The 26703-nt window shown below is 72.3% G+C and carries 21 protein-coding genes and 1 riboswitch; of the genes, 9 read left to right on the top strand and 12 right to left on the bottom strand.

Annotated features, from left to right (window positions below; all coding sequences use genetic code 11):
- Nucleotides 1–16: 16 nt before the first annotated feature.
- Nucleotides 17–985, bottom strand: coding sequence for a hypothetical protein (locus ACWGPE_RS14520; protein ID WP_452048964.1), 969 nt, complete (start codon nt 983–985; stop codon nt 17–19).
- A gap of 140 nt (nt 986–1125) precedes the next feature.
- Between ACWGPE_RS14520 and ACWGPE_RS14515 the strand changes: the two genes are divergently transcribed.
- The gene (locus tag ACWGPE_RS14515; RefSeq protein ID WP_452048963.1) at nt 1126–2079 is read left to right on the top strand and encodes a GlxA family transcriptional regulator; all 954 of its coding nucleotides are present in this window, start codon (nt 1126–1128) and stop codon (nt 2077–2079) included.
- Between the two features lie 9 nt (nt 2080–2088).
- Here the strand turns inward: ACWGPE_RS14515 and ACWGPE_RS14510 are convergent, their stop codons facing one another.
- A complete protein-coding gene (locus tag ACWGPE_RS14510) occupies nt 2089–2625 on the bottom strand; it encodes a GNAT family N-acetyltransferase (protein ID WP_231429842.1) in 537 nt (178 codons plus the stop codon).
- Nucleotides 2626–2758: 133 nt separating this feature from the next.
- Between ACWGPE_RS14510 and gap the strand changes: the two genes are divergently transcribed.
- From gap to ACWGPE_RS14495, 3 genes are all read left to right on the top strand, one after another.
- The gene (gene gap, locus ACWGPE_RS14505; protein ID WP_452048962.1) at nt 2759–3760 is read left to right on the top strand and encodes a type I glyceraldehyde-3-phosphate dehydrogenase; all 1002 of its coding nucleotides are present in this window, start codon (nt 2759–2761) and stop codon (nt 3758–3760) included.
- Nucleotides 3761–3946: 186 nt separating this feature from the next.
- Nucleotides 3947–4150: a hypothetical protein gene (locus ACWGPE_RS14500; RefSeq protein WP_452048961.1), complete on the top strand. Its 204-nt coding sequence runs from the start codon at nt 3947–3949 to the stop codon at nt 4148–4150.
- Between the two features lie 44 nt (nt 4151–4194).
- Entirely contained in the window at nt 4195–5025 is an 831-nt protein-coding gene (locus ACWGPE_RS14495) for an alpha/beta fold hydrolase (protein ID WP_452048960.1), read from the top strand.
- Between the two features lie 68 nt (nt 5026–5093).
- Here ACWGPE_RS14495 and ACWGPE_RS14490 read toward each other — a convergent pair whose 3' ends face one another.
- Both ACWGPE_RS14490 and ACWGPE_RS14485 read right to left on the bottom strand, forming a co-directional pair.
- Nucleotides 5094–6134 (bottom strand): DUF389 domain-containing protein, encoded by a 1041-nt coding sequence (locus ACWGPE_RS14490; protein WP_452048959.1) that lies wholly within the window; start codon nt 6132–6134, stop codon nt 5094–5096.
- 166 nt (nt 6135–6300) lie between these two features.
- Nucleotides 6301–8589 carry an immune inhibitor A domain-containing protein gene (locus tag ACWGPE_RS14485; RefSeq protein ID WP_376930570.1) on the bottom strand — a complete coding sequence of 763 codons (2289 nt, stop codon included), beginning with the start codon at nt 8587–8589 and terminating at the stop codon, nt 6301–6303.
- 275 nt (nt 8590–8864) lie between these two features.
- Between ACWGPE_RS14485 and ACWGPE_RS14480 the strand changes: the two genes are divergently transcribed.
- Together ACWGPE_RS14480 and metH are read left to right on the top strand one after the other, a co-directional pair.
- Complete coding sequence (locus ACWGPE_RS14480) at nt 8865–10340, top strand: cellulase family glycosylhydrolase (RefSeq protein WP_452048958.1); 1476 nt, start codon at nt 8865–8867, stop codon at nt 10338–10340.
- Between the two features lie 303 nt (nt 10341–10643).
- Entirely contained in the window at nt 10644–14315 is a 3672-nt protein-coding gene (gene metH / locus ACWGPE_RS14475) for a methionine synthase (protein ID WP_452048957.1), read from the top strand.
- 276 nt (nt 14316–14591) lie between these two features.
- On the opposite strand, the gene ACWGPE_RS14470 is transcribed toward metH, so the two are convergent.
- From ACWGPE_RS14470 to ACWGPE_RS14460, 3 genes are all read right to left on the bottom strand, one after another.
- Nucleotides 14592–15386 carry an ECF transporter S component gene (locus tag ACWGPE_RS14470; RefSeq protein ID WP_452048956.1) on the bottom strand — a complete coding sequence of 265 codons (795 nt, stop codon included), beginning with the start codon at nt 15384–15386 and terminating at the stop codon, nt 14592–14594.
- Nucleotides 15383–17398: an ATP-binding cassette domain-containing protein gene (locus ACWGPE_RS14465; RefSeq protein WP_452048955.1), complete on the bottom strand. Its 2016-nt coding sequence runs from the start codon at nt 17396–17398 to the stop codon at nt 15383–15385. The genes ACWGPE_RS14470 and ACWGPE_RS14465 overlap by 4 nt, the downstream gene beginning before the upstream one ends.
- 101 nt (nt 17399–17499) lie before the next feature.
- Nucleotides 17500–18060 carry a hypothetical protein gene (locus ACWGPE_RS14460; RefSeq protein ID WP_231429852.1) on the bottom strand — a complete coding sequence of 187 codons (561 nt, stop codon included), beginning with the start codon at nt 18058–18060 and terminating at the stop codon, nt 17500–17502.
- Nucleotides 18061–18208: 148 nt separating this feature from the next.
- Here ACWGPE_RS14460 and ACWGPE_RS14455 point away from each other — a divergent pair, with 148 nt between their 5' ends.
- On the top strand, nt 18209–18781 hold the full coding sequence (locus tag ACWGPE_RS14455) for a dihydrofolate reductase family protein (RefSeq protein WP_231429853.1): 573 nt from the start codon (nt 18209–18211) through the stop codon (nt 18779–18781).
- Between the two features lie 3 nt (nt 18782–18784).
- On the opposite strand, the gene ACWGPE_RS14450 is transcribed toward ACWGPE_RS14455, so the two are convergent.
- Entirely contained in the window at nt 18785–19645 is an 861-nt protein-coding gene (locus tag ACWGPE_RS14450; protein WP_275505303.1) for an SDR family oxidoreductase, read from the bottom strand.
- A gap of 98 nt (nt 19646–19743) precedes the next feature.
- Here ACWGPE_RS14450 and ACWGPE_RS14445 point away from each other — a divergent pair, with 98 nt between their 5' ends.
- Nucleotides 19744–20112 (top strand): winged helix-turn-helix transcriptional regulator, encoded by a 369-nt coding sequence (locus tag ACWGPE_RS14445; RefSeq protein WP_231429855.1) that lies wholly within the window; start codon nt 19744–19746, stop codon nt 20110–20112.
- A gap of 78 nt (nt 20113–20190) precedes the next feature.
- Here the strand turns inward: ACWGPE_RS14445 and ACWGPE_RS14440 are convergent, their stop codons facing one another.
- From ACWGPE_RS14440 to ACWGPE_RS14425, 4 genes are all read right to left on the bottom strand, one after another.
- On the bottom strand, nt 20191–21696 hold the full coding sequence (locus ACWGPE_RS14440) for a bifunctional hydroxymethylpyrimidine kinase/phosphomethylpyrimidine kinase (RefSeq protein ID WP_308191616.1): 1506 nt from the start codon (nt 21694–21696) through the stop codon (nt 20191–20193).
- A complete protein-coding gene (gene thiE, locus ACWGPE_RS14435) occupies nt 21693–22355 on the bottom strand; it encodes a thiamine phosphate synthase (protein WP_452048954.1) in 663 nt (220 codons plus the stop codon). The genes ACWGPE_RS14440 and thiE overlap by 4 nt, the downstream gene beginning before the upstream one ends.
- Nucleotides 22352–23275 carry a hydroxyethylthiazole kinase gene (gene thiM / locus ACWGPE_RS14430; protein WP_452048953.1) on the bottom strand — a complete coding sequence of 308 codons (924 nt, stop codon included), beginning with the start codon at nt 23273–23275 and terminating at the stop codon, nt 22352–22354. Before thiM ends, thiE begins: the two co-directional genes overlap by 4 nt.
- Nucleotides 23267–23383, bottom strand: a riboswitch (TPP riboswitch). It overlaps the preceding gene by 9 nt.
- A 158-nt stretch (nt 23384–23541) precedes the next feature.
- Nucleotides 23542–24654, bottom strand: a complete 1113-nt coding sequence (locus ACWGPE_RS14425) for an epoxide hydrolase family protein (protein ID WP_231429857.1) — start codon at nt 24652–24654, stop codon at nt 23542–23544.
- 210 nt (nt 24655–24864) lie between these two features.
- On the opposite strand from ACWGPE_RS14425, the gene ACWGPE_RS14420 reads away from it, so the two are divergent.
- The gene (locus ACWGPE_RS14420) at nt 24865–26667 is read left to right on the top strand and encodes an LVIVD repeat-containing protein (protein WP_452048952.1); all 1803 of its coding nucleotides are present in this window, start codon (nt 24865–24867) and stop codon (nt 26665–26667) included.
- Nucleotides 26668–26703 lie beyond the last annotated feature (36 nt).

Raw genomic sequence — 26703 nt, 5'->3', positions numbered from 1 at the left:
CGCGCGGGATGCGGCATCAGGCCCCGGACGCCTCGCCGCCGGTGCCCGCGCGGGCGGCGGTGCGGCGGGCGAGCAGCGCGCGGACGGCGAGTCCGACCGCGGCGACCACGACGGCCACGACGATCGGCTTCACGACGAGGTCCGGGTCGGTCGCGGCCAGGCGGAACACACCCGCACCGTAGTCGAGCATCTCGCCGGGTACGCGCGCGAGCACCCGGCTGCCGAGTGCCGCCGACGCCGCGGTGATCAGGGCCGGCGCGAGCCACAGCAGGGCGAGGGCGGCGATCGCCGCGATGATCCGCCCGGCGGTGCGGACGCCCGCCCACGCGATCGCGAGGCCGATGAGCACGGACGGCACCCACCGCACCGCCGTCCAGAGCCACTCGGGTTCGCCGGCGAAGGCCGGGCCGCGCGGCGCCATGAGCAGGTGCAGCCATCCCGGCAGCAGGACCGCGGCGATCGCGATGCCGACCACCGCGCCGGCCTGCGGAGCCCGGCCGATGAGCCAGAGCACCGATGCGCCGATGCCGACGGCGAGCACCGCGACCGTCAGCACGCCGGCGAGGTAGACGGCCGACCAGGTGTCGTCGCGAAGGCCAGGGCCGACCGTCGCGGCGCTCTGCGCGACCGCGACGACGTCGACGAGCAGCACGCCGAAGAACAGCAGTGCGAACCCGCGTGCGGGTGTGCGAGCGCGGAGGGTGCGCCCGGCGAGTCCGCCGGCCGCCGCCCCGACGACGAGGAGCGAGGCGATCGTCGACAGGGAGTACTGGCTGAAGGGCAGCAGCACGAGCGGCATGTCATCCGGCAGGGTGTCGGTCGCCCAGAGATTCTGCAGCGGCAGTCGCATGCCGGTGAGCAGCCACGGCAGCAGTCCGAGCAGGGCCGCTCCCATGCCGACGAGGAGCAGTTGCCAGGGCCGCATCCGCCGGGCACCCGTCTCGAGGTCGTCGGACTCGGGCTGGATCGTTCGTGACTCGCTCATCGGCACCTCGGTGATCGTTCGGATCGGCTGGAGCAGTGCAGGGTCCGTTCACCCTATGGCCCGATCGTCGCGGCGCGGGCGACCGGGCGCAGCCCGTCGCGGGTTGGCATGAGGCTTGCGCTGCATGGCATTCTTGCCGCATGACCCGTCGTCCTCACCGCGTCGCCGTGCTCGTGCTCGAGGGTGCGAAGCCGCTCGACGTCGGCATCCCCGCCCAGGTGTTCTCGACCCGCGCGAGCATGCCGTACGAGGTGCGGGTGTGCGGAGCCGCGCCGGGGCTCGTGACCGGCGGCGACGGACTCTCGTACCATGTGGCCGACGGCCTCGAGGCCCTCGAGTGGGCCGAGACCGTCTTCATCCCCGGCTACCGGCACCCCGATCGCGACGACCCGCCGGCCGCGGTCGTCGATGCGCTGCGCGCCGCCCATGGGCGCGGCGCCCGGCTCGCCGCGATCTCGACGGGCGCGTTCGCGCTCGCCGCGACCGGGCTGCTCGACGGCCGCCGCGCGACGACGCACTGGCACTACACGCGGGCGCTCGCCGCGAGGCATCCGCTCGTGAACGTCGATGCGAACGTGCTGTTCGTCGACGAGGGACAGGTGCTCACCTCAGCCGGTGCCGCGAGCGGACTCGACCTGTGCCTGCACCTCGTGCGGCGCGACCACGGCGTCGGCGTCGCGAACCACGCCGCCCGGCGGCTCGTCGCCGCCCCCTACCGGTCGGGCGGCCAGGCGCAGTACGTGCCGCGCAGCCTGCCGCCCGAGCTCGGCCCGGTGTTCGCGGCGACGCGCGAGTGGGCGCTGCGCCGGCTCGACGAACCGCTCGCGCTCGGCGACCTCGCCCGGCATGCGAACGTGTCGCCGCGCACCTTCTCGCGCCGATTCGTCGAGGACACCGGCTACACGCCCATGCAGTGGGTGCTGCGCGCCCGGGTCGACATGGCGCGCGAACTGCTCGAGCGCAGCGACCTCGGCGTCGAGCAGATCGCGGCGCGTGCCGGTCTCGGCACCGGGGCGAACCTGCGCCTGCACTTCAAGCGCATCCTCGGTACCTCGCCGAGCGACTACCGGCAGACCTTCGCACGCGGCGAGTAGCCGGGGCGGCTACAGGTCGAGCACGCTCCACACGATCTCGCCGAGCTCGTCGGCCGTCGAGTGGTCGCGCCGGAACCCGAGCTTGTCGAGCACCCGGAACGACGGCGTGTTCCACGCGCGCACCGTCGACCAGAGCCGGTCGCGGCCGGTCTCGCGGGCCGCGTCGACGACGGCGGCCGCCGCTTCGGTCGCGTAGCCGTGCCCGTGCGCACTGCGGAGCAGCTCGTAGGCGAGCTCGGGCTCGTCGATCGTCGAGCGGCCGACGACGAGTCCGCAGTAGCCGAGGAACTCGTCGCTGCCGCGCAACCGCAGTGTCAGGCAATGGATGCCGCGACGGGGCGCGTTCTCGCGGGCGCCGGTGACCTCGGCGCGTGCCTCGTCGAGGCTCAGCAGACGACCCTCGTCGACCCGGTCGCCCTCTCGCTCGGCGCGCGCCTCCTCGCGCTCGCACACGAGCAGGCGGTAGCCGTCGGCGTCCCACTCGTCCCACAGCCGCAGGCTGAGACGGTCGGTGTCGCGGGCATCGGCGAGCGGGGCGTAGGGCATGGGGTTCAGGCTATCGGGGAGAGCACGGCCGGGTTGGCGAGATCCTTACGAGCACTGTCTTGCGTGCCACTCCCGCCCGAGGCATCCGCACCGCAGAGTGGGGGTATCGCGGACTGAAAGGACCCATCCCCGCATGACCACCCGCATCGCCATCAACGGTTTCGGACGCATCGGCCGCAACGTCGTGCGCGCCCTCGTCGAGCGCGGCGCCGACCTCGAGCTCGTCGCCGTCAACGACCTCACCGACCCCGCGGCCCTCGCGCGCCTGCTGAAGTACGACAGCACGGCGGGCCGCTTCGGCTACCCCGTCGAGGTCGACGGCGATGTGCTCGTGATCGACGGCCGTCGCGTCAAGGTGCTCGCAGAGCGCGACCCTGCGAAGCTGCCGTGGGGCGAGCTCGGCGTCGACGTCGTGCTCGAGTCGACCGGGCGCTTCACCGACGCGACCGCCGCCCGCGCCCACCTCGATGCCGGCGCGAAGAAGGTGCTCGTGTCGGCCCCGTCGAAGGGCGCCGACGTCACCCTCGCCTACGGCGTGAACACCGAGGCGTACGACGCCGAACTGCACACCATCGTCTCGAACGCGTCGTGCACCACCAACGCGCTCGCCCCGCTCGCGAAGGTGCTCGACGACCTCGCCGGCATCGAGCACGGCTTCATGACGACGATCCACGCGTACACGCAGGACCAGAACCTGCAGGACGCCCCGCACTCCGACCCCCGCCGCGCTCGCGCCGCCGCCGTCAACATCGTGCCGAGCTCGACCGGTGCCGCGAAGGCGATCGGCCTCGTGCTGCCGAAGCTCGACGGCAAGCTCAACGGCGACTCGATGCGCGTGCCCGTGCCGGTCGGATCGATCGTCGAGCTCAACACGACCGTCTCGAAGGACGTCACCCTCGACGAGGTGCTCGCCGCCTACAAGGCCGCCGCCTCGGAGGGCCCGCTCAAGGGCGTGCTCGAGTACTCCGACGAGGCGCTCGTGTCGAGCGACATCGTCGGCGACCCGCACTCGTCGATCTTCGACGCCGAGCTCACCCGCGTCGACGGCCGCCACATCAAGGTCGTCGCCTGGTACGACAACGAGTGGGGCTTCTCGAACCGCGTGATCGACTCGCTCACGCTGCTCGCCGGCTAGATCACCGCAGACCCCGCCGCCGAACGGTGCGCGGAACTGCGGCGCACCCCTGCCCCGCGCCGCAGAAACGGGCCCGCCTCTCCGGAGGCGGGCCCGTTCGCGTTCCGGTCGTCCTGCCGCGCTTGCGGCGGGGACGCGCCGCGGCGTACGTTCGGCTCGACCCGACCGCTCGAGCGGAGGTTCGTCGTGGACGCGTTGATCTGGGCGGCCGTCGGGGTCGCCGTGCTCCTGATGATCGTCATGGTGGTGCGTGCGGCTCGCGTACGGCGTGCCCCGCCCGCTGACGCCGGGTCTGTCGAGCGGTCCGAGCTCGATCGGCTGAACCGCGAGCGCAGGCTCGAGCGCGAGGCCGAGGACCCGGGGCCCCCGATCGGCGGTGCCGGCATGTGATGCCCCGAGCCCGCACCTCGTGCGGGACCGGTATCGTCGGGCGGGTGCAGACCTTCACCGCGCGCGACGGCACCGGCATCGCCTTTCACGTCATCGGTCAGACGAACGGGGATGCCGCGGCCATCGTCGTTCCCGGCGGACCGTGCCGCGGGGTCGACTACCTCGAGGACCTGGCCGGCGCCGCCGATCTCGCGGGGCGACCGCTCGCCGTGCTGCACCCGCGCGGAACCCCGACGACCGGCGGGCTGTCGCGCGGCTGGTGGACCGACGCCGACGATCTCGTCGACCTCGCCGACCACCTCGGCCTCGAGGCCGTCGACGTCGTGGCCCACTCGGCGGGCACCCGACTGGCGCTCGCCGCCTGGGCGCGAACGCCGGAGCGGGTGCGGAGCCTCGCCCTCGTCACCCCGGCCGCGGCGTGGTTCACCGATGCGCCGCGCGACAGCGTCGAGCTCGCACGCCGGCGGCACGATCCGCTCGTCGATCGGGCGCTCGACTCGCTGACCGGGCCCGAGCCGCGCGACCAGGCCGAGTTCGAGCGGGCTCGCGAACTCGAGGGGCCCGCCGGCTACGCCCGCTGGACCGAGCGCGAGCAGCGGCATGCCGCCGTCGGCGAATGGTCGCTCGCCTCGCTCGACGCGTACTTCGCCGACATCCCCGCCGACGCCGCCGAGCTCGTTCGCGCCGCACCGGCCCGCCCCGCGCTCGTGATCGCGGGCGACGAGGACATCCTCGTCGGCGTGCGCACCGTCGAGGCCTACGCCGACGCGATCGGCGCCGACCTGCGATTCCTCGATGCGTGCGGCCACTACCCGTGGGTCGAGCAGCCCGAGGCGTTCCGCGCTCTCCTCGGCGACTGGCTGCGGCGACGCTGAACGGTCCCGACCGCACTCGGGCGCGCGCTCGCCGGCCCGCCCCGGTCATCTGCGGTCGTCCGAGGCCATCAACCGCCGAGGTCGACCCGCGTGGTCGGCACCCATTCGACCGCGACGGTCGAGGGGTCGACGCCGGCAGCATCGAGCGACTTCTGCAGCGGTGCGACATCGGGCATCGCGTCGCCACCGGTCACGCGTACCACGTAGCCGGGCGACTCGGTCGCGATCTCGACGACCTCGAGGTCCTCGTCGTCGGCCCATGAGTTCGCCGCCGCGTCGACGTTCGACGCCTGCGTGGTCGTCGTCACGGTGCGATAGGTCGAGAGCGTGAGCGGAATCGCGACGAGCACGAGCATGACCGAGATCGCGATGTGCGAGCGCCGGCGACTCAGGGGCGTGAGCGCCATCGACCCGGTCGCGATGCGCGGGGCCCCGGCGGCGACCGCCATCGCACCCCAGCGCTGCACGTGGTAGAGCGCCATCACCACGACGCCGGTGCCGAGGATGGCCGCGACGTTCGCGACGAACAGCAGCAGCGACCCGATCGACGCGGCGTAGTCGCCCGACTCGGCGGCGACGCCGACCACGACGAGCGGCGGCACGAGCGAGATCGCGATGGCCACGCCGGGCAGCGTGTCGGAGATGTCCTTGCGCACGAGGGCGATCGAGGCGACCGCGCCCGTCGCGAGCGCGCCGAACAGGCTCATGAGGTCGGGCGTCGCCCGCTCGGCGATCTGCGCGTTCGTCGCCGCGGTCTGGGGCACGACGACGAGCAGGCCGCACAGGTAGCCGATCGCGATCGCCGCGAGGGCGCCCGCGATCATCGTGACGAGCGATCGCACGAAGTTCGCCCGCTCGCCGAGCACGGTCGCGAGCATCGTGCCCTGGATGGGCAGCATCATCGGCGCGACGATCATGGCGCCGATGACGGTCGCGGTCGAGTCGCCGATCACTCCGCTCGCTGCGATCGCCGACGACAGCACGAGCAGGATCCAGAAGCGCTGGATACGGCGCACCCGACCCGGCTCGTCGAAGAACACCGCATCGCGCATCTGCTCGATCGTGTTGAGCGACTCCGACGGCGGCGGCGGGTACACGGGCTCGGCCATCGGCGGCTCCCTTCGCGTCGGCTCAGGGAGAGCGTAGATCCGCGACGCGGCGATCCGCGGGACCGACGCGATCGGCGTGGGCGGCGACATCCGCGTCGCAACGTGCGCGAACGGGAACGGGCCCGCCTCCTCGCGGAGACGGGCCCGTTCGTGCGAGCAGCCGAGGCTAGTTCGCGGGGTAGTTCACGGTGACCCCCATGGTGCCGCCCGTGACCTGCGAGGTGACGGTGACCGTGACGCCCTCGCCGGCGACCTTGACGCCGCCGAGGGGGTTCGACGGGTCGTTGAACGCGTTCACGTCCGAGTCGTCGAACGTCGCGTCCTGGGCCTCGCCCGGGGCCGCGGCCCCGACGGACTCGACCGTCTGGTTCTTGCCCTTGCCGACCACGACCTGCTTGTGGAGCACCACGTCGGTGAAGTCCTTCAGGCCGAAGGTCGCGTCGAACGGCTGGCGCCGGTTGCTCGGCGCGGTGCCGTCGGGGTAGGTGAACTTCGCCGAACGCGCGTCGACGGGCAGCGCGAGGCCGTCGCCCGGGTGGTCGATCGTGTTGTTGTCGGTGTAGGCCTCGTTGACCGCCCAGATCAGCAGCCCCTCCTGGAAGGCGAAGTGCTCGACCCAGTCGGGCCGCGTGATGCCCTCCGAGAACTGGTACGGACCGTTCTGGAGCGTCGCGTCGTAGCCGACGTAGGTGCGGTTCTCGGCCAGGTAGTACCGGTCGCCCGTCGAGGTCGCGGTGCCGTCGCTGATCGTGAAGCCGCCCGCGGCCGTCCAGCCGTTCGCGCCGCCCTCGACGTCGTCGGTCAGCAGCGTCGTGCCGCCCGACTTCACGACGATGTCGTCGAGGAACGCGCCGGCGAGGTGCACGCCGCCGTCGGACTGGTAGCGGAACCGGAACTGCGTGTCGGCCGAGCCGCCGGGCACCGAGTACCGCAGCGTCGTCCACTTGCCGTTCGAGGTGTCGCTGAGCGACTTGCCGGCCGGCAGCCAGCTCGCGCCGCCGTCGGTCGAGTACTCGGCGTAGAAGTAGTCGTAGCCGGCCTCGATGTCGTACCAGGCCTTCGCCGTGACGGTCGCCGACTTCACCTTGCTCAGGTCGAGCGTGCGGGTGAGGGTCGTGTTGAGGTCGTCGGCACTCGAGGTCCACCAGGCGTTCGCGCCGGAGTACGGCGTCGTGTACGTCTGCTCGATCTCCTCGTCGGGCAGGTCGATGACGAGCGCCTGCTCCTGGCCGTCGGTCTGGAGCGCGGCGGGGCTCAGCGTGTACGAGCCCGACTCGCCCTTGTTCACGACCGCGTAGTCGAGCCAGCCGAGCTGCATCTTCTCCCACGGGCCCATGTAGTTCGGCGTGGTGCCGATGTCCTCGCCGCCGTGGTTGAGCCACGAGCCGCTCGACATGAGGGTCCAGAAGGCGGTCGAGTTCTCGCCGCCGTTGGTGTCGTAGAAGTCGGGAAGGCCGAGGTCGTGCGCGTATTCGTGCGCGAACACGCCCAGGCCGCCGTTCTCGGCCTCGACGGTGTAGTCGCCGATCCAGAAGCCGGTGTCGCCGATCTGCGAGCCGCCGAACTTGGCGCCCTCGGGGCCGGTCGTGCCGTAGTCGGTCGAGTTCACGTACCAGCGGTGCGACCAGATGGCGTCTTCGCCCTGCGCGCCGCCGCCGGCGTCTTCGCCCTCGCCGGCGTGCACGGCCTGGAAGTGGTCGAGGTAGCCGTCGGGCTCGTCGAAGTTGCCGTCGCCGTCGGCGTCGTAGCGGTCCCACACGTCGAACGAGGCGAGCTCGGCCTTGATCTCGGCCTCGGTCTTGCCCGCGGCGACCTGCTCGTCGTACCAGGCGTTGCCCGTGTCCTCGATGAACTGCCAGGCGCCGCCGTAGTCCTCGACCGAGTTGTCGCCGTAGGTCGAGGCGTTGCCGGGCACCTGCACCCAGTCGCTCACCTCGCCGTCGACGGTGTAGTTGCCGTTCGACTGCTTCGAGTAGAAGTCGGCGAACGACTCGCCCTCGCCGAAGAACAGGTCTTCGTAGCTGGCCTTGTTGAAGTCCGCCATCCAGTGCGTGCTGTTGTTCACGCTGCGGTCGGGCTGGGGGATCTCGTTGTGCAGCGGGCCCGGCACCGTGCCGAGCTTGCCACTGCCCTGGTCGCCGAACTCGGACAGGATCGTGAAGACCCGGCCGGTGCCGGTCACGGCGGTCTCGGCGAACTTGTCGGCGCCGAGCGCGACGACGCCGTCGTCGTTCGGCGTGGCCTTGCCCTGGCGCACGAGCTGCTGCGCGAGCTTGCGCTGCTCGCTCTGGGACTTCGTGAGGGGGCCCGGGCGGTTGTCGAGTCGCTGGGCGGCCGACGGCGACGTGCCCGGGTCGGCGGCCGGTGGGGCGGCCATTGCGGCGGGGCCGAACGCGAGCCCCGTCATCATCGTCGCGCTCGCCGCGGTGACGGCGAGCATGGTGCGTCGTTTCACTTGCACTCCTTCGTGGGAATGCCCGGGATCGCCGGGCACGGTGCGAGCACGCTAACACGCACTCCGGACGGGTGGAACGGTCGTTTCGATGTTGTTACCGCCCGGTGCCGACGGTGTCCCCCGATGACGCCGAACGTCCTGCTCGACGTACCCCGCGATCCGGTTCGCAGGGCCCGTCCGGCACGCTCGGGACCGCAGTACTTGGACAATTGACCCACTTCGCCGTAGGCTCCTCGCATCCCGACCCGCAACGACGCGCAAGGAGTACCCCCGAAGTGTCTTCGACCCTGCATCGAGCCGGCGCCGCACTCGCGCTGGCGCTCACCGCGAGCCTCGCCGTTCCGACGGCCGCCTCGGCCGCGACATCCGAATCGGCGAACGCCCGGCCGATGAGCGCGACCTCGCGATCCGCCCTCGCGGTCGCCGCGACCGCCGACCGTGATCGCGGCACGATCACGACCCCCGACGGCCGTACGTTCATCGCCGACGAGCAGGGCCGAGCCCTGCAGCTGCGCGGCTTCAACGCCGGAAAGTACCCGAGCGACCGCGTGACTGCCGAGGATGTCGCCGCGATGGCCGACCAGGGCTTCGACTTCCTGCGGCTCGTCGTGCAGTGGCAGTACTTCGAACCCGAACAGGGCCAGTACGACGACTCGTACTTCGACTACGTCGACGCGGTGCTCGACGCGGCCGACCGCGAGGGCGTGCACGTCATGATCGACATGCACCAGGACGTCTACGGGCCCACGTTCGGGGCCTCGGGTGCTCCCGAGTGGACGACCCGCACCGACGGGCTGCCGTTCGTGGACGACCCCGACAACTGGTTCAACAACTACTTCCAGCCCGCGGTCATGCGCGCCTTCACGCATCTCTACGACGACGCCGATCTGCGAGCGGCTCAGCAGCAGTTGTGGGTCGAGGTGGCCGGCCGTTTCGGCGACCACGAGAGCCTGCTCGGATACGACCTCTTCAACGAGCCGTTCGGCGAGTTCTACGAAGACGAAGACTGGGTCACCGCATCGGCCCGCATCGAGTCGACGAAGATCAGCGACATGTACGACCGGCTGATCCCCGCGATCCGCAGTGTCGACGACGACTCGTGGATCTTCGTCGAGCCGACCGTGCTGGTCGGTTACGGCGTGCCCACCCAGCTGCGCTCGTTCGACGACCCGCGCGACGGTGCCCCGCGCATCGGCTACGCCCCGCACTTCTACAACACCGGGGTCGAAGAGGGCGGCGACTGGGTCGGCGACGACTTCGTGGTGAACTACGAGGCGGCGATCTCGGCCTACCCGGCCGCCAACGGCATGCCGCTGATCGTGGGCGAGTGGGGCGTGCCGAACTCGCGCACGCCCGGCAACGCCGCCCTCGTGGCCGCGCAGGTGGCGTCGATGGAACGGTTCGCGACCGGATGGTCGATGTGGTACTTCTGCCGGAGCGACCACGGCGGGTACTGCGCGATGGATGCCGCGGGCGGGGCCGCGCCCGGCAACGAGCCCGCGTTCGGACCGTACGCCCGGGCGATCGCCGGCGTTCCCGGCGCCGAGCACTTCGACGCCGCGACCGGCGACTACTCGCTGAGCTACACGGCGGGCGCCGGTCCGAGCGAGGTGTGGGTGCCGAGCGCCGCATACGCGCAGCGTCCCGACGTCGAGATCAGCGGCGGCACGGCGCACTACGACCGCAAGAAGCAGACCCTGCGCATCACGGCGAAGCCGGGCGCGACGGTCGAGCTGACGCTCTCGCGCTGACGCGGTCGCCCACGCACGGCGGGCGCGGGTCATTCGGGACCCGCACCCGCTGTCGTCGGTGCGACGAGCGTTGCCGTTCCCGTCGATCGTTGCCGTTCGGACGGGAACGCCCGGCGCGAACGGAAACGCTCGGCGGCTCCAGCCGAGCCGCGCGCCACCGCGCCCCGCCGCGCCACCCCGCCCCGCCGCGCCACCCCGCCCCGCCGCGCCGCGCCGCCCGGCGCCGACGGGCGCGGGCAGCTCCGCGCGTCCTCCCGCGTAACGGGCCGGGCGGCGCGGGACCCGCGTGACTACACTCGCGATGTGACCCCCAGCACCTCCGGCGCGCCCAGATTCGGCCTCGACATCGACCCGGTGCCGAGGACCGCCCGCGCCGAGGCCCTGCTCGAGGCGCTCGCGACCCGCGTCGTCATCGCCGACGGCGCGATGGGCACGATGCTGCAGCAGCACGACCTGTCGATCGAGGTCGACTTCGAGGGGCACGAGGGCTGCAACGAGGTGCTCAACGTCACCCGCCCCGACGTGATCGGCGGCATCCACGACGCGTACCTCGCGGTCGGCATCGACGCGGTCGAGACGAACACCTTCGGGGCGAACTGGTCGAACCTCTCGGACTACGGCATCGACGAGCGCATCTTCGAGCTCGCCGAGGCCGGTGCCCGCATCGCGCGGGCGCGGGTCGAGGCGTCCGAGGCAGACGACGGCCGCATGCGCTGGGTGCTGGGCTCAATGGGGCCCGGCACGAAGCTGCCGAGCCTCGGGCACACGACCTACGACCACCTCAAGCAGACGTTCGCGCTGCAGGCCGAGGGGCTCATCGCGGGCGGGGCCGACGCGTTCCTCATCGAGACGAGCCAGGACCTGCTGCAGACGAAGGCCGCGGTCAACGCCTGCAAGCTGGCGATCGTCCGCCGCGGCATCCGGTTGCCGATCTTCGTCGAGGTGACCGTCGAGACCACGGGGACCATGCTCATGGGCTCCGAGATCGGCGCCGCCCTCACGGCGCTCGAGCCGCTCGGCGTCGACGCGATCGGCCTCAACTGCGCCACCGGACCCGACGAGATGAGCGAGCACCTGCGGCATCTGTCGAAGCAGTCGCGGGTGCCGGTCGCGTGCATGCCGAACGCGGGCCTGCCCGTGCTCGGCGCGAACGGCGCGCACTACCCGCTCACGCCCGCCGAGCTCGCGACCGCGCACGCGCAGTTCGTCGAGGAGTTCGGGCTCGCCCTCGTCGGCGGCTGCTGCGGCACGACGCCCGACCACCTCGCGGCGGTCGTCGAGCGGCTGCGGCCCGTCGGGGCGGCGTCGGGTCTCGATACGCGTGCGCCAGCATCGGGCGCCACTCGACCGGCCGTCCAGGCGGAGCCCGGCGTGGCCTCCCTCTACCAGCACGTGCCGTTCCAGCAGGACGCGTCGTACCTCGCGATCGGCGAGCGCACGAACGCGAACGGGTCGAAGGCGTTCCGCGAGGCGATGCTCGAGGGTCGCTGGGACGACTGCGTCGAGATCGCCAAGTCGCAGACCCGCGTCGGCGCCCACCTGCTCGACGTGTGCGTCGACTACGTGGGGCGCGACGGCGTCGCCGACATCCGCGAGGTGGTCTCGCGCTTCGCGAGCGCGTCGACGCTGCCGCTCGTCGTCGACTCGACCGAGCCCGAGGTGATCCGCGCCGGTCTCGAGCTCATCGGCGGCCGCCCCGTCGTCAACTCGGTCAACTACGAAGACGGGGATGCCGCGACGAGTCGCTTCGGCCGCATCATGCCGCTCGTGAAGGAGCACGGCACGGCGGTCGTCGCGCTCACGATCGATGAGGAGGGCCAGGCCCGCACTGCCGACGGCAAGGTCGCGATCGCCTCGCGCCTCGTCGACGAGCTCACCGGCACGTGGGGCATGCGCGTCGAGGACATCATCGTCGACGCGCTCACGTTCCCGATCGCGACCGGCCAGGAGGAGACCCGGCGCGACGCGATCGAGACGATCGAGGCGATCCGTCGCATCAACGCGAAGTACCCCGGCATCAACACGACGCTCGGCGTCTCGAACGTGTCGTTCGGGCTCAACCCGGCGGCACGCAGCGTGCTCAACTCGGTGTTCCTGCACGAGGCCGTCGAGGCGGGGCTCAGCTCGGGCATCATCGACGCGGCCAAGATCGTGCCGCTCGCATCGCTCTCCGACGAGCAGCGCGAGGTCGCCCTCGACCTCGTCTGGGACCGCCGGGAGTTCGACGCCGACGGCAACGCCACCTACGACCCGCTCGCCCGTATGCTCGACCTGTTCGCCGGGGTCGACACCGCGGCGCTGCGCGACCAGCGCGCCGCCGAGCTCGCGGCGCTGCCCGTCGGCGAGCGCCTCGAGCGGCGCATCATCGACGGCGAGGGCAAGGGACTCGACGCCGACCTGTCGCTCGCGCTCGACTCGGGCATGACCGCGCTCGGCATCATCAACGACCATCTGCTCGAGGGTATGAAGATCGTCGGCGAGCGGTTCGGTGCGGGCGAGATGCAGCTGCCGTTCGTGCTGCAGTCGGCCGAGGTCATGAAGAACGCGGTTGCCCTGCTCGAACCGCACATGGAGAAGTCGGATGCCTCCGGCAAGGGCCGCATCGTGCTCGCGACGGTGCGCGGCGACGTGCACGACATCGGCAAGAATCTCGTCGACATCATCCTGACGAACAACGGCTACGACGTGATCAACCTCGGCATCAAGCAGCCGATCGCCGACATCATCAGGGCCGCAGAAGAGCACGACGCCGACGTCATCGGCATGTCGGGCCTGCTCGTGAAGTCGACGGTCGTCATGAAGGAGAACCTCGAGGAGCTGAACCACCGCGGCCTCGCGAAGCGCTGGCCCGTCATCCTCGGCGGCGCCGCGCTCACGCGCACCTACGTCGAGGACGACCTCGCCGGGATCTTCGACGGGCAGGTGCGCTACGCGCGCGACGCGTTCGAGGGGCTCGCGCTCATGGAGCCGCTCGTGAGGGTCGCCCGCGGGGCCTCGCCCGACGAGGTGGGCCTGCCGCCCCTCAAGAAGCGCATCCACGCGTCGGGGTCTCGCCTGACGCTCACCGAACCCGACGAGATGCCGGCGCGGTCGGATGTCGCGACCGACAACCCCGTTCCGGCCCCGCCGTTCTGGGGAACCCGCATCGTGCGCGGCATCGCGCTCGCCGACTACGCGGCGTTCCTCGACGAGCGGGCGACGTTCATGGGCCAGTGGGGGCTGAAGCCGGGTCGGGGTGCCGACGGCGCGTCCTACGAGGAACTCGTCGAGCGCGAGGGCCGGCCGCGCCTGCGGTACTGGCTCGACCGCATCCTCTCCGAGGGGCTCCTGGATGCCTCGGTGGCGTACGGCTTCTTCCCGGTGGTGTCGGAGGGCGACGACGTCGTCGTGCTGCACCACGCCGACGACCCCACGGGCGTGCTCGGCGTGCCCGGGCTGCTCGCCCCCGACGGCGGTTCAGATGAGGCGCTCGGCACCGACCGCCTCCGTTTCCACTTCCCGCGGCAGCGTCGCGACCGGCACCTGTGCCTCGCCGACTTCGTGCGCTCGCGCGAGTCGGGGCAGGTGGACGTGCTGCCCGTGCAGCTCGTGACCGCGGGCGCGAAGATCGACGAGTTCACCGCGAAGCTGTTCGCCGAGAACAAGTACCGCGACTACTACGAGGTGAACGGCCTCGTCATGCAGCTCACCGAGGCGCTCGCCGAGTTCTGGCACGCGCGAATCAGGTCGGAGCTCGGCTTCGCGGGTGAGGACCCGACCGACACGGCCGGGCTCTTCAAGCTCGAGTACCGCGGCGCGCGGTTCTCGCTCGGCTACCCCGCCTGCCCCGATATGGAGGACCGCCGCAAGCTCGTCGAGCTGCTGCGCCCCGAGCGGATGGGCGTGGAGCTCAGCGAGGAGCTGCAGCTGCACCCCGAGCAGTCGACCGACGCCTTCGTGTTCCACCACCCCGAGGCGAAGTACTTCTCCGTCTGACGCGTCGAGCGGGTCGAGGAGGAGGCGCAGCGACCGTCTCGAATTCCGGCCACCCGTCGGGGGTGTGGTGCGCCGGCTCGGGGTGGCGGGTACCTCGGGGAGTGGGTCCTTCCGGCGGGGTTGTCGACAAGTCCACAAATCCACACGTGGGGTGTCGACAAGTCCACAGATCCACACGTGGGTTGTCGACAAGTCCACAAATCCACACCATCACCTCCGGTGATGCTCGCTCCCTGCGCTGCAGGCGGGCGCCCCGGAGGCGACCGATCACTCCGCTCAGCGCGACAGCCGCACCCGACGCAGCGCCGCGAGCGCGGCCGGGCCGAACACGGCGAGCCCGACGACGGTCGTGACGGCGCGCAGCGTGTCCCACGTGAGCGTCGAGGTCGTCAGCGAGTACAGCCAGAACGACGCGAGGTTCTGTGCGAGCGGGGCGCCCGATTCGTACGAGATGCCGGTGCCGCCGCCGATCGCGAACGGCCAGAACCACAGGTTCATGACGAGCCCGAACGCGTACGAGGCGAGCACCCCGTACACCGACAGCAGCACGATCTCGCCGAGCCGCCCGCGCGCCCGCGGCAGCAGCCCTGCTCCCGCCCCGACCCACGCGCACGCGAACATCTGGAAGGGGGTCCACGGCCCGAATCCGCCCGTCATCGTCGACGACAGGGCGATCGCGAGCACCCCGAGGAGGAACCCGAACCGCGCCCCGAACACCCGCCCGGCGAGGATCAGCAGCACGAACACCGCCTCGACTCCGCCGACCCCCGTGCCGGCGACGCGCACGGCGGCGGCGACCGCGGTGAGCGTGCCGAGCAGCGCGAGCGTCTTCGCCGAGCGGAATCCGCCGTCGATCGCGAGCACCGCGACGATCGCGACGAGTGGCGCGAGTGCGAGCGCCGCCCAGGGCGCCGCCGCCTGGGCGTCGGTCGGCAGCGCGGGGGCGATGAGGGGCCAGGCGAACGCGGCCGCTGCGACGACGCTGCCGCCGACGAGGAGCATCGACGACCACGACGGAAGCCGTCGCCGCCGTGCGACGACCGGCGCCGGGGGAGCGGCGAGCGTACTCATGCCGCACCTCCCGCTGGTGCGGGCGCGGCAGGCGTTCGCCGCTCCTCGAGGCGCCCCTCGCGCATCGAGAGCGCGCGGTCGGCGACGCACGCGGCGAAGCCGCGGTCATGGGTCGCGATGACGACGGTTCGCCCCCGATCGGCGACGAGCCGAAGGGCCCGCGCGAGCGCGGTCTGCGCCGACGGGTCGAGTCCGCGGGTCGGCTCGTCGACGAGCAGCGCGGATGCCTCGCCCGCCGCCTGCACGGCGATCACGAGCAGCCGCCGTTGGCCGGCCGAGAGGTCGCGCGGATGCCGCGCCGCGAGCTCATCCCGATCGGTCGGGTGCCCGAGCAGCTCGGTGAACAGTGCCCACGTCGTGCCGCGCGGTCGGCGTCCGGTGCGGTCGGCGCGCCGGCACTCGGCCTCGACGGTGTCGGTGAAGAGCAGGTCGTCGGAGCGGTCGGGCACGAGGGCGATGCGACGCCGTGACGACCGGGAGGGGCGGTGGCCCGAGGCATCCTGGCCCGAGTCATCCTCGTCGCCCGTGCGCACCGTGCCCGGTTCGGTGCCGAGCGCGATCGCGGTGAAGAGGCTCGACTTGCCGGCCCCGTTCGGTCCGCCGAGCGCCACGATCTCGCCGGGCGCCGCGTCGAATGAGACGTCGTCGACCGCGACCTGATCGCCGTGTCGCACGGTGATGCCGGCGACGCGCAGTCCAACGCCGGCCCGTCGGCCGGGAAGCGACGCACGAGCGTATCCAGACGAGGCGGCCCGCTGGCCCTCGGTCGAGTCGGGAGCGCTCGATGCCTCGACGACCGCGCCCTCCGAGATCTCGAACCACCGATCGGCGACCGCCGCGAACTCGGCCGCCCGATGCTCGGCGACGAGCACGCAGACGCCCGCCTCGTGCGCGATGCGTCCGAGCAGTCCGGTGATGCGGGCGCGGGCCTCGGGGTCGAGGTCGGCGAGCGGTTCGTCGACGAGCAGCAGCAGGGGTTGCTCGACGATCGCGGCGCCGATCGCGACGAGCGTCGCCTCGCCCGCCGAGAGGCTGCGCAGCTCGCGTCCCGCGAGATGCTCGGCGCCGATGCGCGTCAGCACCTCGGCGACGCGGGCCGCGACGATGACGGGTGCGACGCCGCGCACGGTCAGCGCGAAGCCGACCTCGTCGTCGACGGTCTCGCTCGTGAATCCGAGCCGCGGGTCCTGTGCGACCACCCCGACGAACCCGGCCGTGTCGCGGGCCGGCACGGCGAGGCGGTCGACGCCGCCGACGCGGAGCACGCCCGACGCCCGACCGCCGTCGACGTGCGTGTGCACGCCGCTCAGGGTGTCGAGCAGGGTCGACTTGCCCGAACCGGTCGGGCCGGCGAGCACGGCGAGGGTGCCGGGCTCGAGCCGCAGTTCGGGCACGGCGATCGACCAGCGGTCCGCACGCTCGCGGTCGTCGCCCTCGCCGTGGCCGAGCACGGCGCCGGTCACCTCGACGGGGCGGGCGCAGTCGCCCTCGACGCGATGGGTCGCGGCGAAGCCGCGCACCTCCATCGCGGCGGCGATCGCGATCGAGCGTTCGATCGTGTGCTCGAGAATGGGCACGATGAGCGCGCCGGCGCCGCGTTCGCCGCGGAGCCGCCGGGCGAGCCGAACCCGGCGCACGGCGTCGGCGAGCGCGGGGAACGTCGACCACGCGATGACGAGCGCGCGAGCCGATCCGGCGAGGGGACCTCCGCGAGCGGCCCGCGCGAACACCCGCGAGACGTCGACGCACGCGTTGACGACGCCGAAAGCGAGAATCACGAGCGCGATCGGCAGGGCGCTCACGAACGCGGCCCACAGCCCGCCCGTCGTGATCGGTCCGAACATCGCGACATGCTCGAACGGGGGAGCGAGCCGCACGACCGGCAGGTCGACCAGCACGACGCCGGGCCCGCCGGCGCCCGCGAACAGCACGCGGTACACGACCCGGGTCGCGACGAACACCGCCGCGAGCACGAGCGCAAGGCGGAGCGGAGCTGGTCGGAACCGGAACATCGGGGTCAGTGCATCAGGTCGCTGGCGCGCGGTCAAGGGCTGGCTGGCATCGTGGTCTCGATACGCGTCGGCACCGCCCGGCCAGCGGAGGCACGGGCCGCCTACTCGGCGGGCGAGGCCGGCTGGTCGTTGAGCGTGAAGAGCAGCTCGACCGCGTCGCCCGGCGCCAGCTCGAGCGTCGGCAGGCCCTCCTGCGCGTAACCCCATTCGCCGCCGCCGCTGCGCTGCCAGAGCGACCAGTACGCGAACGCCGCGGGCATCGAGGCGCAGGTCTCGTGATACTCGGTGCCGTCGGCGGCCGTGATGAGCGTGTCCTCCGCGGGCTCGCCGTTCACGCGGCAGACGACCTGGTCGCCCCATTCGACGGTGCCCTCGGTCGCGACGCCGGCCTCGTCGAGCGCGTCGGCGGCGAGAATCGGCTCGTCGGTGTCGACGCACGCGGCGACGTCGATCGGTTCGCTCAGCTCGAGGTCGGCCGAGTCGACGATGACGGCGACGCCCGTGCACTCCTCGAGCACGGTCGCGGCGTCGGCGGTGGCTTCCGCCGTGGCGGCAGCGGTGGGCTCGGCGCCCTCGCCGGTCGAGCCGGACGGCGAGGAACAGGCGGCCAGGGCGAGCACGAGCAGGGGCAGGGCCGCGAGCACGGGCCGAAGTCGAGTCATCCTTCGAGCGTATTCGGCGCAGTCGTGCTGTGACGCCGCGTGACCTGCGGTGGGCTTCTTCCGTCATCTGTCGATATCGGCGCGGCCCGTTCGACGTCCAGAATGAAGGCGGATGCTTCGCCGCCACCTGAATCGGAAGGACAGGCCAATGCGCCCCATCATCGTGACCGAGTTCATCAGCCTCGACGGCGTCGTCGACTCGCCCGGCGGCGGCGACCACCCTCGCGCCGGCTGGACCTTCAAGGAGGTGCCGTTCGTCGAGGAGGCGTACGAGCTCAAGGGCACCGAGCAACTCGAAGCCGGAGCCCTGCTGCTCGGCCGGGTGAGCTACCAGGAGTTCGCGCCCGTGTGGCCCTCGATGGAGGACGACTTCGCCGAGTACAACGCGATGCCGAAGTACGTCGTGTCGACGACGCTCGACGAGGCCGACCTCGTACCCGAGTGGCACGAGACGAACCTGCTGCGCTCGCTCGACGACGTCGCCCGCCTGAAGGAGGGCGATGGCGCGCCGATCATCGTGCACGGCTCGGCGACCCTCGCGCAGGGGCTCGCCGCCGCCGGGCTGGTCGACCGGTACCACCTGCTGGTGTTCCCGGTGCTGCTCGGCAGCGGCAAGCGCCTGTTCGGCGACGACCCGGGCCTCACGACGAAGCTCGAGCTCACCGAGCACGCGGCCTACTCGAACGGCATCGTCAAGGCCGTCTACGACGTCGTGCGCTGATCGCTACGCGGCAAGCGCCGCGCGCAGCCCGTCGACGAGCGAGGTCGTCGGCCGGCCGATGAGGCGGGCGAGCGCGTCGTTCGGCACGTCGAGCACGCCGCGGCGGATTCCGTCGTCGATGCCCGCGACGAACCCCGCGGTGCCCGCGTCGAGTCCGGCCGACTCGAGCGCGGCCACGTGCTCCTCGGTCGTGAGCTGCTGGTACCGCACCTCGCGACCGAGCACCTCGGACGCCGCGGCGGCGAGCTCGTCGTAGCTCCACGCCGTCTCGCCGGCGAGCTCGAGCACCTGGCCGACGTGGTCGTCGCTCGTCAGCAGCACGGCGAGGCCCTCGGCGAGGTCGGCGCGGGTCGCGCTCGCGACCTTCCCGTCGGCCACGGAAGCGGCGATGACGCCCGTGTCGGCCGCGCGCGAGACATCCGCCGCGTAGTTCTCGGTGTACCAGTTGTCGCGGGCGATGACCGCGGGGATGCCCGAGGCGGCGATCGCCTCCTCGGTGGCGCGGTGCTCGGGCGCGAGGACGAAGTCGGCGGTCGCGGCCTGCGGTGCGCTCGTGTAGACGAGCTTCGCGACGCCCGCGGCCTTCGCCGCGTCGATCACATTCTGGTGCTGGGCGGCGCGCTCGCCGAACTCCGAACCGGAGACGAGCAGCACCCGGTCGACGCCGTCGAGCGCCGCCGCGATCGAGGCGGGCTCCGAGTAGTCGAGGCGAGCGGTGTGCACGCCGCGCTCGGCGAGGTCGGCGAGCTTCGCCGTGTCGCGGGCGGTCGCGACGATGTCGGCGGGGGCGACGCCGCGGTCGAGCAGCGCGTCGACGACGAGGCGGCCGAGCTGGCCCGAGGCGGCGGTGACGAGGATGGTCATGAGGGTCGGTTCCTTTCGAGAAGCGTCACCGGCTGCAACCGGATGCCTCGGCTGAACCTTCCCCCGAATCTGTACCCACTTTGAAGTAAGGTACCCACATGACGGTAAGTCTTGCGGAGATCCGGGAGCAGTCCGGCGAAGTCTTCACCGACGGCTGCCCGACACGGGTCGTGCTCGACCACATCATGAGCAAGTGGGGAGTGCTCGTGCTGCTCGCGCTGACCGACGGCACGCATCGCTGGGGCGAGCTGCGTCGCGAGGTCGAAGGCATCAGCGAGAAGATGCTCGCCTCGACGCTGCGCACCCTCGAGGCCGACGGGCTCGTCGCCCGCACCTCGTATCCCGAGGTGCCGCCTCGCGTCGAGTACTCGCTGACGCCGCTCGGCGACGACCTCATGGAGCACATGCTGCCCCTCGTGGGGTGGGTCGCTCGCGAGGCCGACGGCATCGTGGGTCGAACGGCCTGAGTCGGTCGAGGAGCGCCGACGAAGAGGACCCGCCTCGAACCCCGGACGGCCGAGGACCCGAGCTGCGCCCGCCGCGCCTCAGCCCGCCAGCGGAGCGACCTCCGCCCCGAGCGGCGCCGCGAAGAACGCGAGCTCGTGCACGGCCGAAGCCCGGAACGCCCGCAGCATGCGCTCGCGCACCCCGGGTGTCTCGCGCGACGCCGAGGCGGTCACGATCGCGACCGCCTCGCGGGTCGCCTCGGCGAACGCGGGGTCGCCGTACGTCGCGAGCCATGAGGCATACGGATGCTCCGGGGCGAGCGCCTGCTCCCCGAACTCGCCGGCCGCGAGCCGGGCGCCGAGGTCGGTGTAGAGCCAGAAGCAGGGAAGCAGGGCCGCGACGAGCACGGCGTAGTCGCCGCGCGCCGCCGTCGCGAGCAGGTGGTCGAGGTACGCGGTTGTGGCGGGCCCGGGGCGGGTCGCGTCGGTCGCGGCGCCGGTGCCCAGCCAGCGCTCGTGCAGTTCGAGCTCCCCGACGATCGAGCCGTGCGACGACGTCGCCCAGAAGGCTTGCGCAGCGGCATCCGGGGCGAGGGCCGCCGCCGTCGCGAGTGCGCGTGCGTAGTCGCGCAGGTAGAGCGCGTCCTGCGCGAGGTACTCGCGGAACGGCTCGACCGGCAGCGTGCCGTCGGCGAGCCCGCGGATGAACGGCAGCTCGTCGATCGCACGACGCACGTCGGAGATGCCCTCCCACCATTCGGCCTCGACCTCGGTCGGCGTCGGTGCGGTGCGCGTGCCGCCGCGCGACCAGAGCCCCGCGAAGTGGCTGATCGGCCCGTGGCCGTCGCCGACCTCGAGTGCGTCGCCGTGCCGCAGCGACTCGCGCAGCCAGCGCCGGGCCTCGGCGATCGCGGAGGGCCAATCGCCGAGCTCGGCGGCGAGTGCGGCGATCGCCGACGAGAGCGAGCATCCGGTGCCGTGCGTCGAACTCGTGGCGATGCGCTCGCCGCCGAACTCGACGATCGTCGCGGAGGCGGCGTCGACGAGCGCGTCGGGGGCGAGGTCGCCCGCGAGGTGTCCGCCCTTCGCGAGCACGCGGATCCCGTACTCGGCCGAGACGCCCTCTGCCTGGGCGATCGCCGCGGCCCAGGTCGTCGCGACTTCGCGCCGGGCGAGCACGGCGAGCTCGTCGAGGTTCGGGGTGACGAGGTCGGCGAGGGGCAGCAGCTCGCGCATCGCGGCCTCGGCGTCGGCGTCGAGCAGCCGGTCGCCGCTCGTCGCGACCATCACCGGGTCGAGCACGACGACCGGCGGGCGGGTGCGCCCGAGCCAGGCGACGACCGTGCGGATGACCTCGGCGTTCGCGAGCATGCCGAGCTTCACCGCGTCGATGACGATGTCGTCGGCGATCGCGTCGAGCTGCGCGGCGAGGAAGCTCGCGGGCGGCACGTGCACCCCGCGGACGCCGCGCGTGTTCTGCGCGGTGAGGGCGGTGATCGCGGCCATGCCGTAGCCGCCGACGGCGGCGATCGACTTGAGATCGGCCTGGATGCCGGCACCGCCCGAGGGGTCGCTTCCGGCGATGCTGAGCACGCGTGCGGTCATCGCGCCGACGCCCATCCGAGCACGAATTCGCGCGCCGCGGCCCGCGGGTCGTCGGCCGCGCACAGCGCCGAGACGACGGCGACACCGGCCGCGCCCGCCTCGCGAAGCGGCACGACGTCGGCGAGGCCGACGCCGCCGATCGCCACGCACGGCAGTTCGGTCGCCGCGGCGACCCGGGCGAAGCCGTCGACGCCGAGCGTCGGCGGATGGTCGGGCTTCGTCGACGTCGGCCGGATCACCCCGACCCCGAGGTAGTCGACGGTGCCGCGCGGCAGCCGGTCGACCGCGTCGAGGTGGGCGGCGCCGTTCGCGGTGAGCCCCACGATCGCCTCGGCGCCGAGCCGTTCGCGGGCGACCACGACCGTCGCGTCGCCCTGCCCGAGATGCACGCCGTCGACCGGCAGGCCGCTCGCGCGTGCGGCCAGTGCGACGTCGAGCCGGTCGTTGACGAGCAGGGCGGCGCGCCCGTCGATCGCGGCGGCGAGCGCCTCGAGCTGGGCGAGCAGCGAGGACGCCTCGGCGCCCTTGTCTCGCAGTTGCACGACCCGCACGCCGCCGGCCACGGCCTCGGAGACCACCTCGACGATGCCGCGCGCGCCGCAGAGCGCCGGATCGGTGACGAGGTAGAGCGAGAGGTCGAGTGCCGTGCGGGCGCTCACGCCCCGACCTCGGCGATCTCGGCGAGCGATTCGTCGACGTCGACGTCGACGTCGAGGCCGGCGCCCCGCCCCGCATCGAGAACGACCCGCGCCCGCGCCCCCAGCTCGGCCGCATCGACCGCCGCGAGCGCGTCGAGGAAGCGGGGTCCGAACGACCCCGGCCCGGCGGCGCCGTCAGCGGCGAGCTCGGCCGCCACCGTGTAGACGAGGTTCGCTGCGACGGTGGCCTCGAAGGCGTCGTCGCCGACGGCGAGGAAGGCGGCGGTCACCGCGCCGAGGGCGCAGCCGCCGCCCGTGATGCGCGTGAGCAGGGCGTCGCCGTTCGCGAGTCGCACGGTGCGCCGGCCGTCGGTGATCAGGTCGACCGGGCCCGACACCGCGACGACCGAGCCGAACCGGCCTGCGAGTCGCGCGGCGGCGTCGGCCGCGGCATCCGTCGTATCGGCGGCGTCGACGCCGCGCCCGCCCGCGCCGTCACCCGCAAGGGCGAGGATCTCGCTCGCGTTGCCGCGGATCGCCGTCGGCCGGAACTCCGTGAGCTCGTGCGCGAGCGCCGTGCGCACGGGCAGGGCGCCGATCGCGACCGGGTCGAGCACCCACGGCGTGCCCGCGTCGCGGGCGGCGGCGACGGCCTCGCGGGCGGCATCGCGCTGCTCGGGCGTCGGAGTGCCGAGGTTCACGAGCAGGCCGCCTGCGATGCTCGCGAACATGCCGGCCTCGCCCGTGATGTCGACCATCGCGGGGGCGGCGCCGAGCGCGAGCAGCGCGTTGGCGGTGAAGTTCGTCACGACGCTGTTCGTGATGCAGTGCGTGAGCGGGGCGGTCTCGCGGAGCCGGTCGAGCAGCGCCGCCGCGGCGAGCGCCACCTCCTCCGAGGCATCCGCGTCGTGCTGGGCAGGGTCGTTCAGGCGTGCGCTCATCGGCGACATCCCTTCGCTAGTCCGAACTAGATCAGGTTCGACGGGTGTGATCTCAGCCGCTCGTGCTCGCGCCTCGGCGCGGGCGGGGCGGCACCCCGTGTCACTGCGAGCGAGCCTAGCGCAGCGGTCGAGTGCGAGTCGGCATCGCAGTTCCGGGGAGCCCGTCGCCCGACCTGCGGTACTCCGCGTGACGACCTGGGGCTCGCATTCTGATCGGGCTCCGTTCACGTTCGGGGCCGCCATGCGCCGGAAGCGCGGGCCGCGCCTCAGCCCAGCGACCCCACGAACTCCCGCACCCGCGCCGCCATCGCCTCGGGCACCTCGGCGACGGTGAAGTGCCCGCCCTCTGGCAGCCGGTCGAAGACGCGCAGGTCGAGGTAGTGCCGTCGCGCGAGCGTCTCGGGGTAGTCGGCCTCGTGCCGCTGGATGAAGACGGCCGCCGGAACCCCGGTCGGCGGAATCGGGTCGGGCTGATCAGCGCCCTCGTAGTACGGACGGAACGACGACGCGATCGAGCGGGTGACCCAGTAGATCATCGCCTCGGTGAGGATGCGGTCGCGCGAGATGCGGCGCTCGACGGCGCTGGGGTCGCCGGGCGGGGTGTCGCTCCACTCGACGAGCTTCTCGGCGATCCAGGCGAGCAGGCCGGCGGGGGAGTCGTCGAGGGCGACCGCGAGGGTGTCGGGACGCGTCGCCTGCACGTGCCCGTAGGCGCCGTCGGTGCCGTGGCGCTCGGCGAGCGCCGCGAAGAACGCGCGCTCGGCCGGTTCGGTGAGCGCCTCCCGTTCGTCACCGGTCGGGAAGTGCGCGTGCGTCGCGACGATCGCGACGACATGCTCGGGATGGCTCGCGGCGATGAGGTCGCTCACGTTGGCCGTGACGTCCTCGCCGTAGGTGACGTAGCGCTCGTAGCCGAGCACGTCGGTCATGAGCGAGTGCATCGTCTCGGCGAGGCGCCGCTCGGTCATCGGGCCGTCGGCGTACGGCGATGAGAAGGCGAACCCCGGCAGGCTCGGCACGACGACGTGGAAGTCGGGCAGCAGGTCGGCGAAGTCGAGCTGCAGCGCGAAGGTGTGCGGCCAGCCGTGCATCACGAGCAGCACGGGTGCGTCGGTGCGCTCGGATCGCCGGTGCACGAAGTGCACGTCGGCGTCGCCGACCCGGGCGACGAACTGCGGATGCCGGTTGAGCCACGCCTCGCGCGCTCGCCAGTCCCATGCCGCCCAGGTGTCGATGAGCTGCCGCAGGTAGTCGTGGTTCATGCCCGCCGGCGGCCGTCGCGGCGAGTCGCCCCGGAGCCGGGTGCGGGCGAGGCGTGCCCGCAGGTCGCCGAGCACTTCATCGTCGACGTGGATCTCGAACGGTTGCACCTGGCCCATGGGCCGACGGTACGGCGACCCACCGACGGAGTCGCCCGTGTCCCCCGAAATACCGGCTGCGCCGACCCTGCGCTTGTCGCTAGTTTGGGGGGCATGGTCGGCCTTCCGGGGCCGCGGGCGCCCACGGGGTTGTGGGCGACCGCCCATCGGAGGGCTCGATCGCTGTGTCGAAACGCAGGTTCTGTCGTAACGAGAGAAGAGGGCACGACGATGAGATCCGAACAACGACCCCCGAATGCGCGGCGCCGCGCACTCGCCGCCGCCGGCGCCCTGCTGCTCGGCGCCTCACTGATGACCGCCACCGCGGCGGTCGCCGAAGACGACCCCAGGGTCGACCTGCCCTCCGGCTACCTCGACGCCGAGGTCGCGACGAGCAACATCGACCTCTTGTCGAGCACGCCACGGGTCGACCCGTTCAACGCCCCGCCCGGCGACTTCGGGTTCGTCAACTCCGACCTCGCCTTCTCGGGCGACAACGCCATCGTGGGCAACTTCAACGGCTTCCAGGTCTACGACGTGTCCGACCCGGCCGAGCCGACGCTGCGCTCGTCGTTCGTCTGCCCGGGCGGCCAGGGCGACGTCTCGGTGTACGGCGACCTGCTGTTCATGTCGGTCGAGGAGACGCGCGGCCGCATCGACTGCGGCACCCAGGGGGCGCCGGGCTCGGTGAACCCCGAGCGGTTCCGCGGCGTGCGCATCTTCGACATCAGCGACATCGACAACCCGGTGCAGCTGCCCGGCGTGCAGACCTGCCGCGGTTCGCACACGCACACGCTCGTCAGCGACCCGAACGACGCCGAGAACGTCTTCATCTACAACTCGGGCACCTCGGGCGTGCGTTCGCCGCTCGAGCTCGCGGGCTGCGAGAACGCGCCGGCTTCGACCGAGCCGGTCACGACGGGCAACCCGACGCAGTGGCGCATCGACGTCATCAAGGTGCCGCTCGCCGCGCCTGAGACGGCGGCGATCGTGAACCAGCCGCGCATCTTCGCCGACCCCGAGACGGGCGCGTTCAACGGACTGCAGAACGGACCGACGCAGCCGCTGCACCCGTCGGGCACCCGGTACTCGCCGAACCCCAACACGAACACGTGCCACGACATCACCGCCTACCCCGAGATCGGGCTCGCGGCCGGCGCGTGCCAGGGCAACGGCATCCTGCTCGACATCTCCGACCCGGCCGACCCGGTGCGGATCGATGCGGTCGCCGACCCGAACTTCTCGTACTGGCACTCGGCGACGTTCAACAACGACGGCACGAAGGTCATCTTCACCGATGAGTGGGGCGGCGGCACGGCGGCACGGTGCCGGTCGACCGACCAGCCCGAGTGGGGCGCCGACGCGCTCTTCGACATCGTCGACGGCAAGCTGCAGTTCGCGAGCTACTACAAGCTGCCGGTGCCGCAGACCACGCAGGAGAACTGCGTCGCGCACAACGGTTCGCTCATCCCGGTGCCGGGGCGCGACATCATGGTGCAGGCGTGGTACCAGGGCGGCTTGTCGGTGATCGACTTCACCGACACCGCGAACCCGAAGGAGATCGCCTTCCTCGACCGCGGTCCGATCAACACGCCGAGCACGACCGGCCTGAACCTCGGCGGCTACTGGTCGACGTACTGGTACAACGGCAACGTGCTCGGCAGCGAGATCGCGCGCGGGTTCGACACGATGGCGCTCACCGCGAGCGACGACCTGTCGGCGAACGAGATCGAGGCCGCCGGCGAGGTGCGCTTCGACGAGTTCAACGCGCAGCTGCAGACCGGCGCCGTGCACGCGCCGAGCTTCGCCCTCGCCGGCGCGTACGTCGATCAGGCCGAGCGCGACGGCAGCCTGAGCGGCGAGGCGCTCGCCGAGGTGCGTGAGCACCTCACCGAGGCGGAGCAGCTCGCCGACGGCTCGGCGGCCGACCGCGCGGTCGTCGCGCAGCTCGTCAACGCCGCGCGCAAGTCCGGCCTCGCGGCCGACTCCGACGTGGTGCAGGCGCTCACGGCACTGACGGCGACATTCCGATGAGTCGGTGTGGGGAGGCCGCGCCTCCCCACCCACGAC

Source organism: Agromyces sp. NPDC055658, from assembly GCF_053618155.1.
The sequence above is the reverse complement of the archived record's forward strand: the minus strand, read 5'-3'. Positions and strand labels throughout refer to the sequence as shown.

What these genes read in the sequence shown, in the direction of transcription:
- ACWGPE_RS14520 (WP_452048964.1), bottom strand. Translation starts at nt 985, where the DNA reads ATGAGCGAGTCACGAACGATCCAGCCCGAGTCCGACGACCTCGAGACG.
- ACWGPE_RS14515 (WP_452048963.1), top strand. Translation starts at nt 1,126, where the DNA reads ATGACCCGTCGTCCTCACCGCGTCGCCGTGCTCGTGCTCGAGGGTGCG.
- ACWGPE_RS14510 (WP_231429842.1), bottom strand. Translation starts at nt 2,625, where the DNA reads ATGCCCTACGCCCCGCTCGCCGATGCCCGCGACACCGACCGTCTCAGC.
- gap (WP_452048962.1), top strand. Translation starts at nt 2,759, where the DNA reads ATGACCACCCGCATCGCCATCAACGGTTTCGGACGCATCGGCCGCAAC.
- ACWGPE_RS14490 (WP_452048959.1), bottom strand. Translation starts at nt 6,134, where the DNA reads ATGGCCGAGCCCGTGTACCCGCCGCCGCCGTCGGAGTCGCTCAACACG.
- ACWGPE_RS14470 (WP_452048956.1), bottom strand. Translation starts at nt 15,386, where the DNA reads ATGAGTACGCTCGCCGCTCCCCCGGCGCCGGTCGTCGCACGGCGGCGA.
- ACWGPE_RS14465 (WP_452048955.1), bottom strand. Translation starts at nt 17,398, where the DNA reads ATGTTCCGGTTCCGACCAGCTCCGCTCCGCCTTGCGCTCGTGCTCGCG.
- ACWGPE_RS14460 (WP_231429852.1), bottom strand. Translation starts at nt 18,060, where the DNA reads ATGACTCGACTTCGGCCCGTGCTCGCGGCCCTGCCCCTGCTCGTGCTC.
- ACWGPE_RS14455 (WP_231429853.1), top strand. Translation starts at nt 18,209, where the DNA reads ATGCGCCCCATCATCGTGACCGAGTTCATCAGCCTCGACGGCGTCGTC.
- ACWGPE_RS14450 (WP_275505303.1), bottom strand. Translation starts at nt 19,645, where the DNA reads ATGACCATCCTCGTCACCGCCGCCTCGGGCCAGCTCGGCCGCCTCGTC.
- ACWGPE_RS14445 (WP_231429855.1), top strand. Translation starts at nt 19,744, where the DNA reads ATGACGGTAAGTCTTGCGGAGATCCGGGAGCAGTCCGGCGAAGTCTTC.
- ACWGPE_RS14440 (WP_308191616.1), bottom strand. Translation starts at nt 21,696, where the DNA reads ATGACCGCACGCGTGCTCAGCATCGCCGGAAGCGACCCCTCGGGCGGT.
- thiM (WP_452048953.1), bottom strand. Translation starts at nt 23,275, where the DNA reads ATGAGCGCACGCCTGAACGACCCTGCCCAGCACGACGCGGATGCCTCG.
- ACWGPE_RS14425 (WP_231429857.1), bottom strand. Translation starts at nt 24,654, where the DNA reads ATGGGCCAGGTGCAACCGTTCGAGATCCACGTCGACGATGAAGTGCTC.
- ACWGPE_RS14420 (WP_452048952.1), top strand. Translation starts at nt 24,865, where the DNA reads ATGAGATCCGAACAACGACCCCCGAATGCGCGGCGCCGCGCACTCGCC.